At 32.1% G+C, this 23,862-nt stretch carries 17 protein-coding genes; 7 read left to right on the top strand and 10 right to left on the bottom strand.

Annotated elements, in window-relative coordinates; translation table 11 throughout:
• The first annotated feature begins 2 nt into the window (after window positions 1-2).
• Window positions 3-1,430 (top strand): pyruvate kinase, encoded by a 1,428-nt coding sequence (pyk, locus tag Q1A46_RS00925; RefSeq protein ID WP_299673011.1) that lies wholly within the window; start codon window positions 3-5, stop codon window positions 1,428-1,430.
• Between the two features lie 63 nt (window positions 1,431-1,493).
• Here pyk and Q1A46_RS00920 read toward each other — a convergent pair whose 3' ends face one another.
• The 8 genes from Q1A46_RS00920 to Q1A46_RS00885 all read right to left on the bottom strand — a co-directional run bounded on the left by Q1A46_RS00920 (window position 1,494) and on the right by Q1A46_RS00885 (window position 12,076).
• Complete coding sequence (locus Q1A46_RS00920) at window positions 1,494-1,787, bottom strand: F0F1 ATP synthase subunit epsilon (RefSeq protein WP_299673008.1); 294 nt, start codon at window positions 1,785-1,787, stop codon at window positions 1,494-1,496.
• Between the two features lie 23 nt (window positions 1,788-1,810).
• Window positions 1,811-3,322, bottom strand: coding sequence for a F0F1 ATP synthase subunit beta (gene atpD / locus Q1A46_RS00915; RefSeq protein ID WP_299673005.1), 1,512 nt, complete (start codon window positions 3,320-3,322; stop codon window positions 1,811-1,813).
• Window positions 3,323-3,504: 182 nt separating this feature from the next.
• Window positions 3,505-4,902, bottom strand: a complete 1,398-nt coding sequence (locus Q1A46_RS00910; protein WP_299673002.1) for an OmpA family protein — start codon at window positions 4,900-4,902, stop codon at window positions 3,505-3,507.
• A gap of 117 nt (window positions 4,903-5,019) precedes the next feature.
• On the bottom strand, window positions 5,020-6,216 hold the full coding sequence (gene kbl / locus Q1A46_RS00905; RefSeq protein WP_299672999.1) for a glycine C-acetyltransferase: 1,197 nt from the start codon (window positions 6,214-6,216) through the stop codon (window positions 5,020-5,022).
• A gap of 24 nt (window positions 6,217-6,240) precedes the next feature.
• Window positions 6,241-9,366 carry an exodeoxyribonuclease V subunit beta gene (locus tag Q1A46_RS00900; RefSeq protein ID WP_299672996.1) on the bottom strand — a complete coding sequence of 1,042 codons (3,126 nt, stop codon included), beginning with the start codon at window positions 9,364-9,366 and terminating at the stop codon, window positions 6,241-6,243.
• A 66-nt stretch (window positions 9,367-9,432) separates the two neighbouring features.
• On the bottom strand, window positions 9,433-10,260 hold the full coding sequence (locus tag Q1A46_RS00895; RefSeq protein WP_299672993.1) for a DUF2911 domain-containing protein: 828 nt from the start codon (window positions 10,258-10,260) through the stop codon (window positions 9,433-9,435).
• Window positions 10,261-10,263: 3 nt separating this feature from the next.
• Window positions 10,264-11,262: a helix-turn-helix domain-containing protein gene (locus Q1A46_RS00890; RefSeq protein ID WP_299672990.1), complete on the bottom strand. Its 999-nt coding sequence runs from the start codon at window positions 11,260-11,262 to the stop codon at window positions 10,264-10,266.
• 124 nt (window positions 11,263-11,386) lie between these two features.
• Window positions 11,387-12,076: a hypothetical protein gene (locus tag Q1A46_RS00885; RefSeq protein WP_299672987.1), complete on the bottom strand. Its 690-nt coding sequence runs from the start codon at window positions 12,074-12,076 to the stop codon at window positions 11,387-11,389.
• Window positions 12,077-12,285: 209 nt separating this feature from the next.
• Here Q1A46_RS00885 and Q1A46_RS00880 point away from each other — a divergent pair, with 209 nt between their 5' ends.
• Window positions 12,286-13,236, top strand: coding sequence for a carbon-nitrogen hydrolase family protein (locus tag Q1A46_RS00880; protein WP_299672985.1), 951 nt, complete (start codon window positions 12,286-12,288; stop codon window positions 13,234-13,236).
• A 6-nt stretch (window positions 13,237-13,242) separates the two neighbouring features.
• Window positions 13,243-13,809 (top strand): cysteine hydrolase family protein, encoded by a 567-nt coding sequence (locus Q1A46_RS00875; protein WP_299672982.1) that lies wholly within the window; start codon window positions 13,243-13,245, stop codon window positions 13,807-13,809.
• Window positions 13,810-14,055: 246 nt separating this feature from the next.
• Here the strand turns inward: Q1A46_RS00875 and Q1A46_RS00870 are convergent, their stop codons facing one another.
• Both Q1A46_RS00870 and Q1A46_RS00865 read right to left on the bottom strand, forming a co-directional pair.
• On the bottom strand, window positions 14,056-14,892 hold the full coding sequence (locus Q1A46_RS00870; protein WP_299672979.1) for a ZIP family metal transporter: 837 nt from the start codon (window positions 14,890-14,892) through the stop codon (window positions 14,056-14,058).
• Window positions 14,889-15,545: a metal-dependent transcriptional regulator gene (locus Q1A46_RS00865; RefSeq protein WP_299672975.1), complete on the bottom strand. Its 657-nt coding sequence runs from the start codon at window positions 15,543-15,545 to the stop codon at window positions 14,889-14,891. The genes Q1A46_RS00870 and Q1A46_RS00865 overlap by 4 nt, the downstream gene beginning before the upstream one ends.
• 112 nt (window positions 15,546-15,657) lie before the next feature.
• Between Q1A46_RS00865 and Q1A46_RS00860 the strand changes: the two genes are divergently transcribed.
• From Q1A46_RS00860 to Q1A46_RS00845, 4 genes are all read left to right on the top strand, one after another.
• On the top strand, window positions 15,658-18,009 hold the full coding sequence (locus Q1A46_RS00860) for a TonB-dependent receptor (RefSeq protein ID WP_299672971.1): 2,352 nt from the start codon (window positions 15,658-15,660) through the stop codon (window positions 18,007-18,009).
• Window positions 18,010-18,099: 90 nt separating this feature from the next.
• Complete coding sequence (locus Q1A46_RS00855) at window positions 18,100-18,585, top strand: thioredoxin fold domain-containing protein (RefSeq protein WP_299672968.1); 486 nt, start codon at window positions 18,100-18,102, stop codon at window positions 18,583-18,585.
• A gap of 314 nt (window positions 18,586-18,899) precedes the next feature.
• A complete protein-coding gene (locus tag Q1A46_RS00850; RefSeq protein WP_299672965.1) occupies window positions 18,900-21,728 on the top strand; it encodes a TonB-dependent receptor in 2,829 nt (942 codons plus the stop codon).
• Window positions 21,729-21,879: 151 nt separating this feature from the next.
• On the top strand, window positions 21,880-23,838 hold the full coding sequence (locus Q1A46_RS00845) for a hypothetical protein (RefSeq protein WP_299672962.1): 1,959 nt from the start codon (window positions 21,880-21,882) through the stop codon (window positions 23,836-23,838).
• Window positions 23,839-23,862: the final 24 nt, after the last annotated feature.

Genomic DNA, 23,862 nt, shown 5'->3' with positions numbered 1-23,862 from the left:
CTATGCCACACAACAAAAAAACGAAAATTGTTGCCACGTTGGGACCTGCAACCAATACAAAAGAAATTCTTGCTAAAATGGCGGAAGCTGGTGTGAATGTATTTAGAATAAACTTTTCTCACGCAGATTATGATATTGTAAAGGAACGTGTACAACAAATACGCGAAATAAATGAAGAAAACGGATACAATGTCGCAATTTTAGCTGATTTACAAGGCCCAAAACTAAGAGTTGGTGTTATGGAAGATGGTGTAGAAGTTAAAGCCGGAGACACCTTTATTTTCACCACAGAAAAATGTACAGGTACAAAGGAAAAAGCTTTTATGACATATAAACGCTTCCCAAAAGATGTTAAACCTGGAGAAAACATTCTTGTTGATGATGGAAAGTTACTTTTTGAAGTTGTTTCTACAGACAAAGAAAAAGAGGTTGTTACCAAAGTAATCAATGGAGGTCCTTTAAAATCTAAAAAAGGGGTTAACTTACCTAATACAGATATTTCTTTACCTGCACTTACTGAAAAAGATAAAAAAGATGTTGTTTTCGCTTTAGAACAAGAGGTAGATTGGATTGCTTTATCTTTTGTTAGAAACCCTGAAGATTTGAGAATGCTTCGAGATTTGATTAAACAAAAATCAAGATACCGCGTACCTGTAATTGCTAAAATTGAAAAGCCTGAAGCAGTAGAAAATATAGATGCTTTAATTCCATATTGTGATGGATTAATGGTAGCTAGAGGTGATTTAGGTGTAGAAGTTCCTATGCAAGATGTACCTCTAATACAAAAGAGTTTAGTTAGAAGAGCTAAAAAAGCAAGAATACCTGTTATTATTGCTACTCAAATGATGGAAACTATGATAGAAAATAGCGTTCCTACGAGAGCAGAAGTAAATGATGTGGCAAACTCTATTATGGACGGTGCAGATGCAGTAATGTTATCTGGTGAAACTTCTGTTGGAGCTCATCCTATAAAGGTTATTCAGAAAATGACAGAGATTATTGGAAGTGTTGAATTCTCTCCATTAATTAAAGTTCCTGTAGAGCCACCACACGTAAGAACAAATCGTTTTATTACTAAGTCTGTATGTCACCATGCTGCATTGATGGCTGATGATATAAAAGCTTCTGCGATATCAACTTTAACAAATAGTGGATATACAGCATTTCAAATATCTGCTTGGAGGCCTAAATCTCACGTAATTGCTTTTTCTTCAGAAAAGAGAATTTTAGGTAAATTAAATCTTTTATGGGGAGTTAGAGCTTATTATTATGATAGAGATTTAAATACAGATGATACTGTTAAAGATATAAACGAAATTATTAAAGAGAAGAACTTTGTGAAAACTGGTGATTTTGTAATTAATTTAACTTCAATGCCCGTTGAAGAAAGAGGTATGGTAAACACCTTAAGAGTTACTCAAATAGATTAAAAATAGAAAAAGCCCGTAATTAAATTACGGGCTTTTTATTTTATAAACACTAAAACAAAATTTCTAGTCAGCTAGAATAATTGCCTTATTATCTTTTATTTCAATTGTTCCAGAATTGATCGCTAAAGTTAGTACTTTATCATCTGCTGGTAATTTTTCAATGCTACCATGTAAATCATCAAATACTAAATGACTTTGATTGTGAACATGTACTTTAACTACCCCTTCATTCAAAACAGACACTATCGGTGCGTGATTGTTTAAAATTTGGAACTCTCCATTTACACCAGGAACTACAACAGAATCGATTTCTGATGAAAAAACAACTGCTTCAGGAGTAACGATTTCTAAAAACATAATTAACTATTAAATAATTAATATTAAGCTTCTGCTAACATTTTCTCACCAGCTTCAATTGCATCATCAATTGAACCTCTTAAGTTAAATGCTGCTTCAGGATATTTATCTAACTCACCATCCATGATCATGTTAAATCCTTTGATTGTATCTTTAATATCTACTAATACTCCAGGAATACCAGTAAATTGTTCAGCTACGTGGAATGGTTGAGATAAGAAACGTTGAACACGACGAGCTCTATGTACTACTAATTTATCTTCTTCAGATAATTCTTCCATACCTAAAATCGCGATAATATCTTGTAACTCTTTATAACGTTGTAATAACTCTTTTACTCTTTGTGCACAATTGTAGTGCTCATCACCTAAAATTTCTGGAGTTAAGATTCTAGAAGTAGAATCTAATGGATCTACAGCTGGATAAATACCTAACTCAGCAATCTTACGAGATAATACTGTAGTTGCATCTAAGTGAGCAAACGTTGTTGCTGGTGCTGGATCCGTTAAATCATCTGCAGGTACATAAACTGCCTGTACAGAAGTAATAGATCCTTTCTTAGTAGAAGTAATACGCTCTTGCATAGCACCCATTTCGGTAGCTAATGTTGGCTGATAACCTACGGCAGAAGGCATACGTCCTAATAATGCTGATACCTCAGATCCTGCTTGAGTAAAACGGAAGATGTTATCAACGAAGAATAATACATCTTTTCCTTGATCTTCTCCTGCTCCATCACGGAAATATTCAGCTATAGTTAATCCAGATAATGCAACACGTGCACGTGCACCTGGCGGCTCATTCATTTGTCCAAATACGAAAGTAGCTTTAGAATCTCTCATTGTAGCTTTATCTACTTTAGATAAATCCCATCCTCCTTCTTCCATAGAATGCATGAAATCATCACCATATTTGATAATTCCAGATTCTAACATCTCTCTTAATAAATCGTTCCCTTCACGAGTTCTTTCTCCTACACCAGCAAAAACAGATAAACCTCCGTGTCCTTTTGCGATATTGTTAATTAACTCCTGAATTAATACAGTTTTACCTACTCCTGCACCTCCAAATAATCCAATTTTACCTCCTTTTGCATAAGGCTCAATTAAATCGATAACTTTAATACCTGTAAATAAAACTTCTGTAGAAGTAGATAATTCCTCAAACTTAGGAGCCTGACGGTGAATCGGTAAACCATCTTTTCCTGTTCTTGGCAACTCACCTAAACCATCAATTGCTTCTCCAGTTACATTAAATAAACGTCCATAGATATCATCTCCGATTGGCATTTGAATAGGATTTCCTGTAGCTACTACTTCCTGACCTCTTTGAAGACCATCTGTAGCATCCATTGATATTGTACGAACAGTATCCTCACCAATGTGTTGTTGAACTTCTAAAACTAATGTAGTACCGTCAGTTTTTTTAATTTCTAATGAATCATAAATTTTTGGTAACTCTGAATTTTCAGTGTTAAACTCAACATCGATAACCGGACCAATAATCTGAGAAACTTTACCTTTTATTGTAGACATTACTTTCTGTAATTAAGTTATTGTATTTATTAAGTGTTTATTATCCCACTTTTCAGTGCGCAAAGGTAATTTTTTTATGACAATATAAAAAACTTTATACATAAATTTTAATTTATACAAAAACAATAAAAAAAGCCTCGCTAATGCGAGGCTTTATATAATTTGTAACTTATCTAAGAAAATTATTTCTTTAAGTTAATCTCTACACGTCTGTTTTGTGCTCTACCAGCTCTAGTTTTATTAGAAGCGATTGGATAATCTTCTCCTAAACCTACAGATGATAATCTAGAACCATCGATTCCGTGAGAAGCTAAGTAATCTAATACAGCCTTAGCTCTTCTCTCAGATAATCTTTGGTTAGCTTTAGCAGCTCCTTGGCTATCAGTATGACCTTCGATGTTGAAGTTAGCTCTAGGATATTCTTTCATAATACCAGCGATTAAGTCTAATTTTCCTGTAACACCTGGTCTGAAAGTAGATCTTCCTGAGTTAAAGTAGATAGCTCTAGCGAAGTTTTGTAATTCTTTTAACTTAACTTCCTCGATAACTGGCTTTGGCTCTGGACATCCTTGTCTTGAAGCAACACCAGGAACATCTGGACACTTATCTACGTTATCTTTAACACCATCGTTATCTTTATCTCCCCAAGGGCATCCTCCGTTTTCAGCAGGACCAGCCTCGTTTGGACATTTATCATTCTTGTTAGCGATACCATCACCGTCAGAATCAGGACAACCGTTCATTGCTTTAGTTCCAGCTTCAGTAGGACAAGCATCATCTTTATCAGCAATACCATCACCATCAGCATCTGGACATCCATTTAACTCAGCTAAACCAGCTTCGTTTGGACAAGCATCATCAGAATCCTTGATACCATCTCCGTCAGCATCTGGACATCCGTTGAATTCTTTTAAACCAGCAACTTCTGGACAAGCATCATCTTTATCGTAAACACCATCACCGTCAGTATCTTTTCCACCGAAACGGAAAACAACACCTAAACTGTGTTGGAAATGATCCTGAATTTTATCAGCGAATTCTTTCTTAGCACCAGTTTGGAAATTTAAACCGATATTTTCGTTAAACCAAACATTGAATCCAGCACCTACGTTTAAAGTACCTTCTCCACCTTCTTGAAAAACTCCATTTTCAACTCTACCGAAGTCAGTGTAACCACCCCCAACATATACGTAAGGATCCCACCAACCTGTATCTCCAATTAAGTGATTGAAATCCCACTTAACGTTTAAGTCAGCTGCCCAGTATAATTCGTTAATATCTCTAACAGATGAATATGTCTTTACTTTATTAATAGATCCAGCTAATTGTAAAGTAAACCCATCAGCTAAATATTTTTCAACGCTTACTCTTGAGATAGATGGTAATAAGTTATCAGACCATTCTCCAGTCCCAACGTAATCTTGTAAATAATCTCCAAATTCACTAGGAATTCTAACATCTACAACATTAACACCGAAACCAACAACCCAAGGATTGTTTTCATCTTGCGCATTAACCTTACTAAACGAAAGTAATGTTAACACCGCTGTAAAAATCACAGCAAAATTTAATTGTTTCATTATCAAAAATTTAAATTAAAAGTTCGTTTATATATAACGCAAATGTAAGTTCTAAAAACTTATTTACAAAAGCAAATCTACAAAAACTTATAAAAAAAACAAGTTTTTGTTCGTCTTTTACGAAATTACACTCAACGCTTTTCCTACTTTTTTAAATGCCGCTATTGCTTTATCCAAATGCTCTTTTTCGTGAGCAGCAGACAATTGAACACGAATTCTTGCTTGCTCTTTTGGAACTACAGGATAAAAGAATCCTATAACATAAATCCCTTCCTTTAAAAGCTCATTTGCCATTACTTGAGAAAGCTTTGCATCATACAACATTACTGGCACTATAGCTGCATCTGCACCTACCAAATCAAAACCAGCTTTTTCCATTTCAGACCTAAAATAATTTGTATTCCATTCCAATTTATCTCTTAAAAAAGTATCATTAGACAACAGATCAAAAACCTTTAGTGAAGCTCCAACAATTGCTGGCGCAAGTGAGTTAGAAAATAAATATGGTCTTGATCTTTGACGTAAAATTTCTATAATTTCTTTTTTACCAGTAGTGTAACCTCCCATTGCTCCGCCTAAAGCCTTACCTAAAGTTCCAGTAATGATATCTATTCTACCCATTACTCTCTTTAACTCTAAAGTACCTCTACCGGTTTCACCAATAAAACCTGCTGCATGACACTCATCTATCATAACCATTGCATCGTATTTATCAGCTAAATCACAAATCTTGTCTAATTCAGCAACAATACCATCCATAGAGAATACTCCATCAGTAACAATAATCTTAAACCTATGATTTTGTTTATTCGCTTCAATTAATTGCTCTTCTAATGAAGCCATATCGTTATTATTATAACGATAGCGTGCTGCTTTACATAAACGAACACCATCGATGATAGAAGCATGATTTAAACTATCAGAAATAATAGCATCTCCTTTTGTTAATAATGGTTCGAAAACACCTCCGTTTGCATCAAAAGCTGCCGCATATAAAATGGTATCTTCAGTTTGATAAAACTCAGCAATTTTTGCTTCTAAATCTTTATGAATATCTTGAGTTCCACAAATGAAACGCACAGAAGACATTCCGAAACCATGAGTATCCATAGTATCTTTAGCCGCCTGAATTACTTCTGGGTGATTTGATAAACCTAAATAGTTATTTGCACAAAAGTTGATTACTTCTTCACCTGTAGAAATCTTAATTACAGCATCTTGAGAAGATGTAATGATTCGTTCTGTTTTATATAATCCAGCATCTTTGATATTCTGGATTTCTTTTTGTAAATGTTCTTTTATTTTTCCGTACATGGCTTGTTTGTTTGTGTGGTAAAATTATGCAATTTCTTCCACTAAAATTTCATCATTTATATATATCAATATTTTTTTATCTACCTTGAAATTTAACTGACTTAAATCGTTAGCATATTTATTAATTTGATGCATATGTGAACGATCAGGTTTTCCTGTTTTATAATCGATAACAGTTACCATATTATTATAGAACACTAAACGATCTGGAATAATAATTTCATCCATATCATTTCGTATTTCTCTTTCGTTAACAACCGTTACCCCTTCAGAATAAAAGAAAGTCAATTTAGGATGATTTAAAATATCTCGAATTCGAGCAATAAGATTATCTAAAACTTCTACATCTAAATCTCCTTTACTTTTATAAAAGTTTAAAACTTCATTTACATCTTCCTTCGTTTTTATCTTAGATAGAATATCGTGTGTAATGTTTCCGTAAGCAACAGCCTCTTCTGCATCGGTATTCCAAACTTTCGATGCACTTGACAACAAAACAATATTATGATCTTGCCAAGAAGTAGAAATAAATTGATCTTGTAATTTCAATTTATTAGTATCAACAACAACTTTCTTACTATTTCTTTTTGTTTCTCCAAAAACATATTCATTTACATCTTCCTCCCATCTTCCTACTTTTTTCAAATAAGAAATAAAAGCTCCTGAATAATAATTCATATTTTCACCTGATTTAGTCAATCTTTTTTCCGTAATAATATGTAATTGCTCTACCGATCTTGTTAATGCAACATATAGTAGATTGAAATTATCTAACTCTAATTCTTGTCGTTGTTGATGGTAAATTTCTTTCCCTAAGTCATTAATATATTCGAGACTTTTACTGTAATCGATAAGTAACTCTTCAAAACCTAAAAAGTCGTTTGACAAATTATGAAACCAAACTTTAGGTTTTACTTGTCGATAAATATCTAAATCGAAAGGAAAAATAACCACAGGAAACTCTAAACCTTTAGATTTATGAATTGTCATTATTTTAACCGCTTCAGATTCATCTGGCGTTGCAATACTTAAATTATCTTTTTTAGAACTCCAAAAATCTAAGAAATCTTGAATCGTAACACCTCTTCCCTGTTGATCTAAAACTAAATCAAGAAAAAATTGCACGTAAGCATCTGATGTTTCTAATAACGAAAATCCGCGAATGATATATTCTATCTTTTCGTAGAAAGGCAACGTATTAAAAAGCTCTAATTTGAAATTCGTTCCCAAATCGTTTAACAACTCTATGAAAGTTGGCAAACCACACTTTACCTTGTCTGTTAGAAATGTATGTAGATCATTATTTGTTTGTAGATGCTTGTGCAAAAAACATAATAATTCGAATCGGTTTTGCTCGTCATTCGGGTATAAAATTAACTTCAAGAAATTAATAATGAATAGCACCTTATTACTATTCGCTAACAACAATGTCTCAGATGAAACTATTGGAATTCCTTTTTCTGATAAATAATTCGCAACAGCAATTCCTTCTTTTTTCTTGCGAACTAAAACAGAAATTTCACTTAAAACGTATTCATTCTGTAACTCTACAATTTGCTGATAAACTTTTTCTGGATATTTATTTTTCTCTTCTTCTTTATCTTCTTTCTTTTCTAAAAACGAAATACTAACACAACCTCCAGTTTTACTATTTTCTTGTTGCTGATTTCCTTCTATAAATAACTCTTTATAATTCGGGTTAGAAAATAAGGTGGCTACATGCTGGAAAAAATCATTATTGAAATTGATAACTTCAGAATAACTTCTAAAATTTCTTCCTAAAAGCTTTAATTCTTTCTCAATATTGAAAGTTACATTTTCAGAAGAACTTAAATTAATTAACTGTTCTGCTTTTCCTCCACGCCATCTATAAATTGCTTGCTTTGCATCTCCTACCAATAGTAAACTACTACTTTCTTGTGCTAAAGCATTATCTATTAAAGGAATTAAATTTTGCCATTGTAAGATTGAAGTATCTTGCATTTCATCAATAAAATAATGCATGAAACGCTGACCAATTCTTTCATATATATATGGTGTAGGTTGATCTTTAATATGATCTGAAATCAGTTGATTGAATTCGGCATTTAATCGAATATTATTTTCTTCTTTAATCGTATTTAATTCCTTATTGACATTATTTAACACCGCTAATGGAACCAAACTTTTTAAAGCTAATTGTTGTAATAATACATCTTGAAAAATCTTTTCTGATTCAAAATATAAATTCAAAAGTTCTGGAAGAATTCCGTCGATTGCAGATTTAATATCTTCAGATTTTGATTTCGAATAGAACATATTTTCTTCTATTCTTTCTTTCAGTTTACTTTGATCGAAAAACTTAGCTTGTAGTGGATCTTTTTGTAAGGCTATAAAATGCTTAGGAATTAAAGAATAATAGAAATCTTTATGATCGAGATTCATAGTAGCAATCACTTCTAATCCTCTTAACCCTATTTCTTTTAATCTTTTTACTGCTTCCTTTTTACTTTTCTTTAGCTTGTCTTGTAAAGCATTAAAATCTCCAACAGTTTTCTGACTTAATTTTCTGAAATGTTTTACATCGTCTTCTCTCAGTAAAACCTTAGAAAATTCTTTCAATTCAAAAGAAACATCCCAAGATTTATCCTCATCTATTTTCGATGCAGAATATTCAATTAAAAGTTTCGTAATATCGTTTCGAACACCAATTTTAGAAACTAAAATATCAACTGCTTCATTCAGCAATGAAACCGCATCCATTTCAACTTCAAAATTTAAAGTTAGTCCAAGATCATAAGCGAAATTCTTAATAATCTTATGCGTAAAACTATCGATAGTTGTAATTGAAAATGCAGAATAGTTTTGAAGAATTGCATTTAAAACTTTCTGACTTCTTTCTTTAATTATAGTTACATCTATTGGAGTTTCTTGCAAGATCAATTCTAGCATATCTGTAGACTCTCCATTAGAAAAAGCGTTTAAGTTTTTTAACACTCTTTCTTTCATTTCTCCTGCCGCCTTATTCGTAAATGTAACTGCTAAAACTTTTTGAAAGTAAAAGATATCTTTCGACTGTAGCAAAATCTTAAGATATTCTTTAACAAGTGTAAACGTTTTTCCGCTACCTGCTGAAGCATTATATATTTGAAAAACAGATGTATCTTGCACGTACTAAATTTTATGCAAGTTAAATAAAAATTACCCTAAATAAATAGGGTAATTTTAATATTTGAGTTACTGCAACTCTTTAATAAGTTTAGCATTGATTCTTATAAAATCGTCGTTTTTCGCTTTTTCTGATAACGCTAAAGCTCGTTTTGCTGAATCTAAAGCTTCTGATTTTCTATTTAAATCTTTAAGTATTAAAGCTTCTCTTGTTACTTGAAAGAATAAAGCTTTATTTGAACTCGTAACTTTTTGAACATAATTTAAAGCTTTGTCTAAATCTGTTTTTGTTTCGTGCAAATAAACTGCCGCTCTAAAATAATCGTTGTTACTAGGACCAGATAAGGTCTTATCTATTGATTTTAATATTTCTTTCTGCTCATCTAATTCTAGAGGAATTACAACTCTTGTCGTTTCCCATTCTATAAAGAGTTTAGCGCTGTTTAACGTAATATCTTGTAAACGGATATCTAACGTCTCTACGTTAGATAACATTTTGTTTACCGGAACCTGAATAGTAAACAAAGGTTTTTCTTTTACATAATTTGTCCATCTAGAACTCGAATAGCTGAACCATTTTATTTCCCAGTTGTTTTTATTTGGATAACTCAACAGCGTATAACTTCCTTTTTCTAATAATTGACCGTTTACTTTTGTTGGTTTTGAAAATGATATTTTGGTAGCTGAATTTGCTCCTGTTCTCCATACTTGATAAAACGGCAATAATTCTCCAAAAATCTTTCTTCCTCTTTTACTTGGTCTCGAATATTCTATAGTAATTTCTGAAAGTCCGACACTTTGTGTGCTTACAGATTTCGGACTTAAACTTGGAGTTTTTATTTGTCCAAATACTACTGCATTGACGAAAAGAAATAGAATGATAATTTTATGTTTCATTTTTTACTGATTTTTATTGAAATATGCTGATGGTGATACTCCCATCAAATTTTTAAATGATTTATTAAATGTTGTTTTTGAATTGAATCCAGCTTCTTGAGCTAATCCAAAAAATGTGAGTTGTTTTCCTTTTTCTGATTCTGCTAATTGTACAAATTCTTTTATTCGATAGTAGTTGACATATTCAAAGAAATTCATTCCTATGTTTTCATTCAATAATCTTGATAATTCTGGACTATGAACTCCTAACATTTCGGCTAATTCCTTCTTTAAAAGTTTGTTATTTAAGTAAGGTTTCTTCTCTAGCATTAATTGTTCTAAATCTACTTTTAATCGTTCTAAATCTTGAACATCTAATTTTGATTGCTGATACTTTTTCTCTTCTAACTCTGGAATTGATTGTAACACTTTTGGATTCAACATTAAATAGTAGGTAATAAAGAAAATGATGAATGTGAAAATCAGCCAGATGTATGGTCTTGAATTTCGTTCTAACATTGGAAATCCTAAGAAACTGGTTAAAAATAAAATCAACCAAACTAGTAAACACAATCCTGTTATTACAAGAAAATTCTTTAAGAACTTTGTATGCGGAACATAAGAAATCTCTTTTCGATATACTTCAGAAAAAGATCGAAAAACTTTAACGCCCAAAAACCAATACCAAATGTTTACGATTAATCCCACAGCATGACACATATAAATCACGTGCATTAACGGAACAACTTTATTTCTCGCTAATTGGGTTTCTCTAGATGGCAAAATAAAATAACTTAAGATGAATATTGAATAGAAAAAACCTGGCAGGTAATGCACTATATCTTTCTTTATAAACTTTTGTTTATGCAACACAGATCTTACAAAAAGAAAAATAGTTGGACCAAATAGCAAGGCAGAAAACTCCGACATAGCAATTAGTCTAAAATTCTTATTGAAAAAACCACCACTATGCAAAACTTTACCTAAAAAACCTACAGAGAGAACAGCAATTAAAATCAACATGAAACTATTAATATACTCCCTCTTTTTTAAAGAAATAAAATAAATACTAATGATAAACAGGCTTTGGAAAAAGCCAAAATAAATAAGTTGATTAAGTATGGTTTGCATATTTTTTGTGGTGAATTTAATCAATTACAAATTGATGTACATGTTTTAAATCTTTATAAATTGACAACGGATGCTTCTTTAAAAAAGACTGAAATGCTTCTTTAGTTTCCCAAGTTACAATTGTAATTAAAGTAGGATTATAATAATAGCCTAAAGGAGATTTTCCGTTTGTTAGTTTTATAATAATCTTTCCTCCTGATTTTTCAACTTCTTGAATCCATTCTTTTATAAATTTTTCACTCTTCTTATTCTTTTTCCAAAACGAGGTTACTACATTATATTTATTTCGATTAATCTCAAATTTTATATCACTTTGTATTTCATAATATGCTAATTCAAAATGTGTAAACAACCTTCTTCTTTGCTCATGAAAATCTGGAACTTCTTTTTCAATAACATTTAAAAAATGCTCTCTTTTTACAATATTTTCCCACTTTCCAAAAATCAAACTCTTCGGAAGATAACTTCCGAAGATCAGCTCATCTGTTTTAAATCCTTTCTGCGGAGTGAAGGAATATTTAACTCCCACAGGAAAAATAGTTTTCTTGTAGCGATCGAACAATTTGTTAAAACCTTTTTTGGTATTACTAATTAAAAGTATATCTAACACCTCTCCTTTTTTAAATTCGTATTGTTGAACACTTTTTTGCGCATAGAAATTACTAGTCAAAAGCAACAACAATACAACCATCAATTTTAATTTCATTTTTTCTGTTTTAAAATTTTCATCAAAACAAAAACAAGCTGCTTTTAAAAACAATTTTTTGATGTACGCATACGGTATATGTACTTATAACACACGAGTTTTGTTGCAAACTCTACATTTTATAACAATTTGTTAAATCCGTTTTCATTTTAAAATTCTCATCTCATTTTTGAATATATTCGTGTAACAAACAAACCTAAATAACTATAATGAGCAGTATCTTAAAAATTGGAATGGCGCAAATTTCTCCTGTTTGGCTGAACAAAGAAAAGACCATTGATAAAGTGAAATCTTACATTTTTCAGGCAGCAGATGAAAATTGTGATCTTGTGATATTTGGCGAAGGATTATTACCTGGATATCCGTTTTGGTTATCGATAACTAATGGTTCTGAATTCAATTCACAAATCCAAAAAGAGATACATGCTCATTATATCAAGAATTCTGTTCAGATTGAAAAAGGCGATTTAGATGATATCTGCAAAATCGCTAAAGAAAAATCTATCGCTATTTATTTAGGTATTATTGAAAGAGCTGCAAATAGAGGAAATCACAGCTTGTATTGCTCACTTGTTTACATTAATGAATTAGGAGAAATTAAATCTGTTCACAGAAAATTACAACCTACATACGAAGAACGACTAACTTGGTCTCCTGGTGACGGACATGGATTACAAGTTCACCCATTAAAAGACTTTACAGTTGGTGGCTTAAATTGTTGGGAAAACTGGATGCCACTACCAAGAACTGCTTTATACGCCCAAGGTGAAAATTTACATGTTGCTGTTTGGCCTGGCGCAGAAAGAAATACTTTTGATATCACGAAATTTATTGCTAAAGAAAGTAGATCGTTTGTAGTTTCTGTTAGTGGGTTTATGAGTATTGAAGATTTCCCTAAAGACACACCAAATTACGATGTAATTGTAGAAAATGCTCCAGAAGTTTTAGCAAACGGAGGATCTTGTATTGCTGGCCCAGATGGAGAATGGGTGATTCCGCCAGCTACAGGAAAAGAAGGACTTTTTACTGGAGAAATTGATTTTCAGAAAGTATTAGAAGAACGTCATAATTTTGATTGTGTCGGACATTATTCTCGACCAGATATTACAAAACTTACTTTAAACACAGAAAGACAATCTATTATTGATTTTTCTAACTAATTACTTATGAGCTTAAAAGATTTGAACACCGCTTTACTACTTGTTGATATTCAAAAAGGATTTGAGGACGAAGATTATTGGGGCGGAAATAGAAACAATAAAGATGCTGAAAAAAAATGCGAAGAGATTTTAGCAAAATGGAGAGCTGCTGAATTACCTGTGTATCACATTATGCACAGTTCTCAAGATCCGAAATCTTTATTACATGAATCGCACCCTGGTTTTCAACTTTGTGATGAAATTAAACCTTTACCAAACGAACCTATAATTGTTAAAAATGTAAATAGTGCCTTCATAGGAACAAATCTAAAGGAGACTTTAGAAGAGAACAATATCAACACTGTTGTAATTGTTGGATTAACTACAAATCATTGTATTTCTACAACAACAAGAATGTCTGGAAATTTAGGTTTTAACACCTTTTTAATTTCTGATGCCACAGCAACATTTGATAGAAAAGGAATTAACGGAGAAGTTTTCTCTGCTGAAACTATTCATCAAACCACATTAGCGAATTTGAATGAAGAATTTGCTGAAGTAATTTCTACAGAGGAATTATTAAAACGATTATAGCATTTAAAACTTACTTTATAAATCAAAAGAGACGCTAAAAAATTAGCGTCTCTTTTTTGTTTTCATATAATTTGATTATTCTTTTTTTGAATATCCGTTATAAATCATATTTGATGTTTTAGCGTCATTCCGAATTTATTCCTGAACCACATAACGCTAACAAACAAGAATTCATGACAAGAACCTGAAACAAGTTCAGGTTGACGTTTGTTTACTATTGCACATTATGGATAAGTATATTCTTTTTTATCCTAAACCAACATCTAAAGACATCATTACGATAAATCCACCTATAAAACCTAGCGTAGCTATATCTGTGTATTTATCTCTTTGTGTTTCTGGAATCACTTCTTCTACTACAACAAAAATCATTGCTCCTGCTGCAAAAGCTAAAGCATACGGTAAAATTGGTGTAAAGAAAGAAACTGCTAATGCTCCTAATACAGCTGCAAAAGGCTCTACTATAGCAGATAATTGTCCGTACCAAAAACTTTTTCTACGACTTACACCTTGTCTTCTTAAAGGCATTGCTACTGCAAATCCTTCTGGGAAATTTTGAATACCAATACCAATCGCTAAAGAAATAGCAGCAATAATCATTTCTGTTTGCTCTACTCCTACTAATGTAGATGCAGCTCCAAATAAAACTCCCACCGCTAAACCTTCTGGTATATTATGTAATGTAATTGCTAAAACTAATAATGTTGTTTTATGCCAATTTGTTTTTACACCTTCAGCCTCTTCTTCTTTAAAATTGATATGTAAATGTGGCAACCATTTATCCATTCCGAATAAAGCTAATGCTCCTAACGCGAAACCAATTGCTGAAGGAATAACCTTTACAAAACCTTCACCCGGACTGTTATCTATAGCTGGTGATAATAAACTCCAAAAACTTGCAGCTACCATTACTCCACCAGTAAAACCTAACATTCCATCTAAAACTGCTCTGTTCATTTTCTTAAAAAAGAAGACTAACGCAGCACCTAAAGCTGTTAATCCCCAAGTAAACAACGAAGCATACAATGCTCCTTGAATTGGATGTTCTTTGGCGAAATTAACTAGTTGATCAAAAAAACTCATCTTTTTTGTATGTATAAATTACTTGCTATTTTATTTGAGATAGTTAGTACTTTCTCATTTACTTCTATTACGAAAGAACCATCAAAAGGTTCTATTTCTACTATTTTAATACTATTTCCTAAACCTATTCCTTGCTTGTCTAAAAACTTTAAAAATTCAGACGAAGTATCATCAACACCAACACAAACTCCTTTTTCACCTATAGTTAACAACGACAATAGTTTCTTTTCTATTTGATGAATATTTCCATCTGCATCTGGAATAGGATCTCCATGCGGATCTTGTTTTGGATATCCTAGAAATGCATCTAATTCAGAAATTAGCTTTGGAGACTTTATATGCTCTAACTGTTCTGCAACTTCATGAACTTCATCCCATGAAAAATTGAGTTTCTCCACTAAAAAAACTTCCCATAATCGATGCTTCCTAATAATACTTGCAGCTACTTTCTTTCCAAAATCAGTTAAAGTAACACCTTGATATTTTTTATATACCACAACCTCCTTTTCAGATAATTTCTTAACCATATCTGTAACAGAAGAAGCTTTCGTACTTAACTGTTTTGCTATAGCATTTGTACTTATACCACCATCAAAATCTATGCTTAAGTGGTAAATTGTTTTAATATAATTTTCTTCGGATTGTGAAAACATAACTGATTTTTCCTAGTGCAAACATACAAAATTTATATTAGTGAAATTCAATTTTTAGGTGAGTCTAAAAATTAGTTTATATTTGCATCGAAATAAATTTTAGAAAAACAAAATGAAATTCATTTATCAAATCATATTTTTACTACTAAGTATTGGTATACAAGCGCAAACAGCAGAAGTAAGCGGCACTGTAGTATCGGGTGAAGAATCTATACCCTTTGCAACAATACTAGTTAAAGGAAGTAATTTAGGCACTACAACCGATAAAGACGGTAATTACAACTTTAAAACACCGACCGGAACAATCACTCTTATTGTAAGTTCACAAGGGTTTCGTAGTGTAGAAAGACAAATTACAGTATCGCAAGGAGAAAATAAAAAAGTAGATTTCAAACTTATTGAAGATATATTAGGTCTTGATGAAGTGGTTGTAAGCGCAACCAGAAATCGTGTTGAACGAAAGAATACTCCTGTTATAGTATCTTCTATAAAACCACGTTTATTAAACGCTACTCAATCCCTTACAGTAGCAGACGGATTAAATTATGCTCCAGGTGTAAGAGTAGAAACCAATTGTCAAAACTGTGGATTTACACAAGTTAGACTTAACGGTTTAGATGGCGGTTACACACAAATACTTTTAAATAGTCGTTCAGTTTTCAGTTCACTATTAGGAGTATATGGTTTAGAACAAATTCCTACAAACATCATAGATCGTGTAGAAGTAGTTCGTAGTGGTGGTTCTGCTTTATTTGGTTCTAATGCTATCGCAGGTACAATAAATATAATCACTAAAGACCCGGTACTAAACACTTGGGAAGTTGGTAGTAATTTAGCTATTATTGACGGAGATGCTTGGGACAAAAATGTTACTTTCAACACTTCTAATGTTGCTGATGATCTTAGTAGCGGTATTACACTCTATGGAACTTATCGCAACAGAGAATCTTATGACGCGAATAATGACGGCTTTACTGAAATTGTAGAATTACGCAATACAACTGTAGGTGCAAAAGCCTTTATAAAACCTAATGATCGTAGCAGAATTTCAGTAAATCTTAATGCTATACGCGAATACAGACGTGGGGGTGATCGTTTAGAATTAGCTCCTCAATTCACAGATATTACAGAAGAACTAGATCACGATACTTTTATCGGTGGAGCAGATTATGAAATAAGTAGTAAAGATAATACCCGTAAATTTCAATTATACACATCGGCTTCTTACACCAATAGAGATAGTTATTATGGTGGTTTAGGTGGTGCTAGAACAAGACAAGATAGTATTACAGCCAATAATGCATTTGGAACTACTAAAGATTTAGCCTGGATTAATGGTGCTCAATTCACGAAACACTTAAAAAATAATGATGTACTTACAACTGGTGCAGAGTATAACATAAGTAACACAGAGGACATAATTCCTGGTTATAATAGATTGATTGATCAAAGTGTAAATTCATTAGGTGTTTTTGCGCAATACGAATGGAAACCTTCTGAAAAGTTTACAGCTTTATTTGGTACTCGATTAGATCATATCGCTGTTGATGGTAAATATACTATCGGCGGAATATCTAGGGAAGCTGATATTAATCAAACAGCAATCTCTCCTAGGTTGACACTATCTTACCAACTTTCTAAAGAAATAAAATTACGAGGTGGTTATGCACGCGGATTTAGAGCTCCACAAGCTTTCAATGAAGATTTACATATTTCTAGTGTAGGTGGAGAACAACAATTTGTTATTTTATCAGATAATTTAGACGCTGAGTTTTCCAATGCGTTTACATGGTCATTTAATTACTCAAAAACGATTAATTTACTACAAGTCGATTTACTCTTAGAAACATTTTTCACTAGCTTACAAGATCCTTTCACCATAGTAAGTACAGGCGCTACATTAGCAAATGGCTCTATTCTTGAAGAAGTTCGTAATGGTTCTGATGCCAGTGTTTTTGGTTCTAATTTTGAATTAGGAATTTCACCAAATCCTAAATGGCGTTTTCAATTGGGTGGAACTTTACAGCGTACTGAATATGATGAACCACAAATACTTTTTGAAAGTGATGGAACCCCTGGAGAAAACGATATTATTATAGAAGATTTTGTTAGAGTTCCTAATTTTTATGGATATCTAAATGCAACTTGGATACCTAGTGAAAAATTCAATGTAGATCTTACTGGTACTTACACTGGTAAGATGATTGTACCATTAGTAGTAAGTGACACAGGGTTTTTATCTTTAAACGAAGTGGATCCATTTTTTGATTTGAATTTAAAACTTGAAAAACATATAGATTTTAATGACAACTTTATGATCACTTTATCAGGTGGAGTTAATAATCTTTTCAATAGCTATCAAGATGATTTTGATACAGGCGCAGGTCGTGATTCTGACTATGTTTACGGTCCGAACCTACCAAGAACATTTTTTGTAGGTATAAAATTTGGGAAACTTCATTAATATAAAAATAATTAGTACTAAGGTCGTTACTCTTATTACAAACTGTAATTCAAAAGCCAAAATAAGTAACGGTCTTAGTTTTATAATATCATGATTTTAAAAAAGATAACATACATACTATTACTTTACTTATTACCTCAATCTATAACAGCCCAACAAAATAGTAGTATTAACTGGATTACATTTCAACAGTTAGAAGATTCACTTTCTGTAAAACCTAAGAAAGTATTTATTGACTTTTATGCAGACTGGTGTATTTACTGTAAGAAAATGGAAAAGGTGGCTTTTAAAAACCCTAAAGTTATTTCAAAATTAAACACTAGTTATTATGCTGTTAAAATGAATGCTGAAAGTACTGATAAGATCTTTTTGGGAGGTGATACCTTTATCAATAAACAAATTGGCAAAAAAAGAAATCCTACTCATGATATTCCTTTACTGTTAGCATCAAGAAACAATAAAGACTTCTCACTTCCTGCAATAATAATTTTAGATGAGAAGTTTAAAATTTCAGCACGATACTTTGAATATTTAGACAGCAAAAAAATGTTAAAAGCTATCAATCAAAATAAATAATTTAATGGGTTTTTGGATCAAACTTGATTCAAAATATTTTTGATAGTTACCTAGAAGATTTTGTTCAAAAGGATTATCAAAAACCAAAAACATACTTCATAAGAAGAGAATTTATTAATAATTAACACACATAATCAATTAATAAACAAACAGCTACTTCATCAAGCCTGAAGTAGCTGTTTTATTTGGCTTAACTTTCAATACTCTTTTACTTAACATAAAATAAACATTCTAATAAACTAAGCATAATTTAAAAGTAACCTTTTGTTTACACAATCAGTAGACTTTTGCAATTGATTTTAGAATACGTAAAAATGAAAAAAATTTTATTGATTGCTTTAGTTTGTCTGTGTCAAATGGTCGTTGCACAAGACAAGGGTACAGTTACGGGGACTGTTACTGATAAAGAAATGAATGGTGAAACCTTACCATTTGCTAATGTATTTATCAAAGGTACTTCTATCGGTGGTAATACAGACTTAGATGGAAAATATACCATTTCTGTTCCTGCAGGAAATCACACTTTAGTTTTTAGTTTTGTGGGTTACCAAACTATAGAAAAACCAATTACAGTTGTAGCTGGTAAAACTTTAGTTATAAACCAAGAACTTGGTGCTAGTGGTGGTGAACAATTAGAAGAAGTTCAAATTACTACTACTATTAATAGAGAGAAGGAAAGCGCTTTAATATTAGAACAAAAGAAAGCTACCATAATTAAAGAAAGTATCGGAGCTCAAGAACTTGCAAAGAAGGGTGTAAGTAATGCAGCTAATGCTACAACTAAAATTTCTGGTGTAACTAAGAGTGAAAGTTCTGGTGACATTTACATTCGTGGTTTAGGAGATAGATATTTATCTACTAGTATGAACGGATTACCAATTCCTTCAGATGATGTAGATAAAAAGAACATTAACTTAAACTTATTCACTACTGGTGTTATTCAAAATGTAGGTATAAGCAAAACGTATTCTAGTTCTAGATATGCTGATGAAGCTTCTGGTAATGTAGATGTGGTTTCTAAAGAATACTCTAAAGACATGTTTTCTGTTAGTTTTAGCGGTGGAGTTAATTCTAACATTTTAAATATGGATGGTGATTTCAGACAAACTATAATTAGTGATGATGTTACTTTAGGATTTCACCAAAAACAATTTGCTCTTGTAGATTTAATTACTCGTCAAGGATGGGATACTAAAACTGCAGATAGCAAACCTTTAAACTTTAGCGGTTCTATTTCTGGAGGTAAGAAGTTTCAATTATTCGGAAAAGGTTTTAGACTTTTCGCTACTGCTTCTTACTCTCAATCTAGCAACTACAGAGATGAAATTTTTAGATCATTCCGTTCAAATATAGAAGATAATGGTTTCTCTACTTTAGAAGATGATTTACCTCAAACTTTAGCTTTTGGTGTAGATCCAAACAGAAGAGATGTAGAGCGATTCACTACAAATTATAATGCTACTGGTTATTTAAACCTAAAAGTAAAATTAAACAGTAATAACAAATTAAAATACAATACTTTATTTGTAAATACTGGAAACGAAATTTTATACGAAGCAGGAAGAAAAGGATTCGGTTATGTATTTGATCAAGATCCTCAAGAAGACGGTGCTTTTGTAAGAGATCAAAACTTTAAGCAAACTTTAATGTTTGTAAATCAATTATTAGGTGAGCACAAATGGAATGAAAGTAATACTCTTAACTGGGGTGGTGGTTTCAACTTTGTTTTAGCAGAAGAGCCTAATAGAGTTAGAAATGAAGTAAACATTTTAGATATTGCTAATAGTCCTGAAATTGAATTTTCTGCTGTAGGTGATTTCCAACAACGTAAGTCTAGTCAAAAAATTGAAGATACTGAGTTTAATGCATTTGTTGAAAACGGATGGAAATTAGGAGCTTTAGATGAAGATGACAATAAACCATTCAAATTAAATTATGGTTTTGATTTTAGATATAAAGAAAGAAACTTCAGATCTCAGTTCATCGGAGTAAGAGCAAGAGGTGTAAACGCTCCTTCAATCGATCAATTATCTACAGTATTTACTGCAGATGGTTTAGCTAGCAACTTAACTTTAAGAGAAGGTATTCCTGATGCTTTCATGGGTGAATTATTAATCTTAGGTGGTTTTGCAAATTTCGATTTTAAATTTGATAATAAATTATCTGGTAATATTGGTATCCGTTACGAAAGAGATCAAATTAATGCAATTTGGGATGTAGCAAACTTCATTAATAGAGATACTAATGTTCCAAGAATTGGACAAACTGAAAAAGTATATAGTAGCCTTTATCCAAGTGTTAACTTAAAATATGAAATCAATGAGAAGCATTTCTTACGTTTTGCTTCAAGTATCACGCAAACATTACCAGAATTTAAAGAAATATCTCCGTTTGAATATGTTTCTCCGACTGGTCGTGTAGTGAAAGGTAACCAGAATTTAGAAAAATCTGATGTATATAACATCGACGTAAAATGGGAATTCTTCCCAAGTAGAGGAGAATTAGTTTCTGCAACAGCTTTCTACAAGCAAATAGAAAACCCAATTAACCTTTCTATTACTCGTGGTTCTTCAGGAAACTTCCAATTTGCTAACACTGGTGAGTCTGCTAACGTATTCGGATTCGAAGTTGAAAGTAGATTAGATATCATCAAAAACGAAGATGAAAAAGGTATTTTAAATTTTACTGCAAACGCAACTAAAATGTGGTTTAATCAGGATTTATTACCAAACTTTAGATACAATGGTAGAACTGAATCTGATTTACAAGGAGCATCAGACTTAATCTTAAACGGGTCTTTAACATATAACTCTAGAACAGAAAAAGAGTTTATTGCGACTTTAGTAGGTAATTACTCTTCTGATAAAGTATTCTCTTTAGGTGGTCCTGAAGATTTTGCTAACAGTGCAGTATTATTTAATGAAGAGATTGTTGAGAAAGGCTTTGTTACTTTAGATCTTATTTTAAGCAAACAACTTTCTAAAGGTTTAACAGTAAAGTTAATCGGTAGAAACCTTTTAAATCCAGACATAGATCAAACACAATTCATTAGAAACCAAAACACTTTAATAGAAACTAACGAAGTAGTTAGAAGATATAATAGTGGTACACAATTAAGCCTAGGTCTTTCATATAAGTTTTAGTAATATCCGCTTAACTGTTTGTTAAGATTACAACAGTTACACAAGTAGTAATTGTAACCTATAATTAACATACAGTTAAAGATTTCAAAAGGATAATAGAATTTCTTTGTAGCATAAAAATGTAACAAAAACATAGAATAAAACAAGTAAAATGAAAAAAGTAACAAAATTATTAGGATTAGCAGCGTTTTCTTTCGCTTCATTAACCCTAACTAACTGTAGCGATGATCCAGAACCAATTGGAAATCCTCCAGCTTCTGAAGTAATTGAAAATTTAAATAATGGTATCATGAGTGGGTCTTTAGAGCAAGATTTTACTTTATCAGCTGGTACTAACTATAACTTAACAAAAGCATTTATCGTTAAAAGTGGGGCAACTTTAACTATTCCTGCTGGTACAAACATTACAGCTGCTGCTGGTGGTACTGAAATTTATATTGCTGTTTTACAAGGTGGAAAAATCAACATTAATGGTACTTCTTCAAGTCCTGTTATTATGTCTTCTGCTTCTGCTGATCCAGGAGATTGGGGTGGATTAACAATTTGTGGTAACGCAACAACTACTGCTGGTGTTGGTGCTGAAGCTGAAGTTGGTGGTTTCATTTATGGAGGCACTAACGATGCTGACAACTCTGGTTCTATTAACTACTTATTAATTAAAGGAACTGGTGCTCAAATTAACTCTGAATCTCAATATAACGGTGTTTCTTTATATGCTGTTGGATCAGGAACAACTATTAGCAATGTTGCTGTTGTAGATGGATCTGATGATGGTGTTGAATTCTTCGGAGGTACAGTAAATGCAACTAACATTTATGTTGAAAACTGTGAAGATGATGCTATTGACTGGACAGAAGGATGGAACGGAACTGTAGATAATACTTACATTTCTAACACTAAAGGAGGTTTCTCTACTGCATTTGAAGCTGATAAGGATAATAATAATCCTAAATTTAACAATGTTACTGCTGTATCTACTGTAGGTGGTACTGCTTTACAATTCAAGAAACAATCAGGAGCTACAATCACTGGTTTATCTTTAACTGGTTATGATGTATCTATTGATATGAAAGACGATGGACCATTAGCTAACGTTATTATCGAAGGTGCTGAAGCTAATCCATTATTAAACTATACTAACCCTCCAACTGTTGATATTGCTAACTTTGCTTGGGTAAACTCTACTTTAAGTACTGATGCTACTTTATTACAAGGAACAGTTTCTGGAACAGTTACTTTAGATCCTTCTTTATCTTATAAATTAAATTCTTCTTACATCGTACAAGAAGGTGGTGAATTAATTATTCCTGCTGGAACTAAGATTGAAGCTAGAGATGGTGGAACTGGAGTTTATATCGCTGTTTTAAAAGGTGGTAAAATAGACATCCAAGGAACTTCTACTAACCCAGTAGTTATTGCTTCTGTAAACGGAAACCCTGGTGACTGGGGAGGTTTAACAATTTGTGGTAAAGCTACTACTACTGCTGGTGTAGATGCTGAAGCTGAAGTTGGTGGATTTATTTATGGAGGTACTGTAGATAATGATAACTCTGGATCTGTAAGATATTTAGTTTTAAAAGGAACTGGAGCTCAAATTAATTCTGAATCTCAATACAACGGACTTTCTTTATACGCTGTTGGATCTGGAACTACTATCGAATACATTTCTGTAATTAACGGTTCTGATGATGGTGTTGAATTCTTCGGAGGTACAGTTAATGCTTCTAACTTATACTTAGAAAATAACGAAGATGATTCAGTAGATTGGACTGAAGGATGGAATGGTACAGTAACTAATACTTACATTACTCATACAATAGCTGGTTTCTCTACTGCTTTTGAAGGAGATAAGGATAACGGAAACCCAACTTTCACAAACTTAACTGCTATTTCTACTGTAGGAGGAACTGCTTTACAATTTAAAAAGCAATCTGGAGCTACAATTAACAACATTTGGTTAGAAGGTTACACTACAAACATCGACATGAAAGATGACGGACCTTTAGCTAATGTAATTATTGATGGTGCTGCAGCTTCAACTACTGCAACTTACATGACAGGAACTAAAGTAGATATTTCTGGATGGACTTGGAGAAATGCAAGCTTATAATCAGAATATTTAAATAAAATAAAA

The organism is uncultured Tenacibaculum sp. (assembly GCF_947502995.1).
Lineage (GTDB): Bacteria > Bacteroidota > Bacteroidia > Flavobacteriales > Flavobacteriaceae > Polaribacter.
Note: the sequence above shows the minus strand (reverse complement) of the source record. Positions and strands in the feature narration are given on the sequence as shown.

What these genes read in the sequence shown, in the direction of transcription:
- Q1A46_RS00890 (WP_299672990.1), bottom strand. Translation starts at nt 11,262, where the DNA reads ATGTTGATTTTAATTGCTGTTCTCTCTGTAGGTTTTTTAGGTAAAGTT.
- Q1A46_RS00870 (WP_299672979.1), bottom strand. Translation starts at nt 14,892, where the DNA reads ATGAGTTTTTTTGATCAACTAGTTAATTTCGCCAAAGAACATCCAATT.
- kbl (WP_299672999.1), bottom strand. Translation starts at nt 6,216, where the DNA reads ATGTACGGAAAAATAAAAGAACATTTACAAAAAGAAATCCAGAATATC.
- Q1A46_RS00860 (WP_299672971.1), top strand. Translation starts at nt 15,658, where the DNA reads ATGAAATTCATTTATCAAATCATATTTTTACTACTAAGTATTGGTATA.
- Q1A46_RS00895 (WP_299672993.1), bottom strand. Translation starts at nt 10,260, where the DNA reads ATGAAACATAAAATTATCATTCTATTTCTTTTCGTCAATGCAGTAGTA.
- Q1A46_RS00910 (WP_299673002.1), bottom strand. Translation starts at nt 4,902, where the DNA reads ATGAAACAATTAAATTTTGCTGTGATTTTTACAGCGGTGTTAACATTA.
- Q1A46_RS00885 (WP_299672987.1), bottom strand. Translation starts at nt 12,076, where the DNA reads ATGAAATTAAAATTGATGGTTGTATTGTTGTTGCTTTTGACTAGTAAT.
- Q1A46_RS00920 (WP_299673008.1), bottom strand. Translation starts at nt 1,787, where the DNA reads ATGTTTTTAGAAATCGTTACTCCTGAAGCAGTTGTTTTTTCATCAGAA.
- Q1A46_RS00880 (WP_299672985.1), top strand. Translation starts at nt 12,286, where the DNA reads ATGAGCAGTATCTTAAAAATTGGAATGGCGCAAATTTCTCCTGTTTGG.
- pyk (WP_299673011.1), top strand. Translation starts at nt 3, where the DNA reads ATGCCACACAACAAAAAAACGAAAATTGTTGCCACGTTGGGACCTGCA.
- Q1A46_RS00865 (WP_299672975.1), bottom strand. Translation starts at nt 15,545, where the DNA reads ATGTTTTCACAATCCGAAGAAAATTATATTAAAACAATTTACCACTTA.
- Q1A46_RS00855 (WP_299672968.1), top strand. Translation starts at nt 18,100, where the DNA reads ATGATTTTAAAAAAGATAACATACATACTATTACTTTACTTATTACCT.
- Q1A46_RS00845 (WP_299672962.1), top strand. Translation starts at nt 21,880, where the DNA reads ATGAAAAAAGTAACAAAATTATTAGGATTAGCAGCGTTTTCTTTCGCT.
- atpD (WP_299673005.1), bottom strand. Translation starts at nt 3,322, where the DNA reads ATGTCTACAATAAAAGGTAAAGTTTCTCAGATTATTGGTCCGGTTATC.
- Q1A46_RS00850 (WP_299672965.1), top strand. Translation starts at nt 18,900, where the DNA reads ATGAAAAAAATTTTATTGATTGCTTTAGTTTGTCTGTGTCAAATGGTC.
- Q1A46_RS00875 (WP_299672982.1), top strand. Translation starts at nt 13,243, where the DNA reads ATGAGCTTAAAAGATTTGAACACCGCTTTACTACTTGTTGATATTCAA.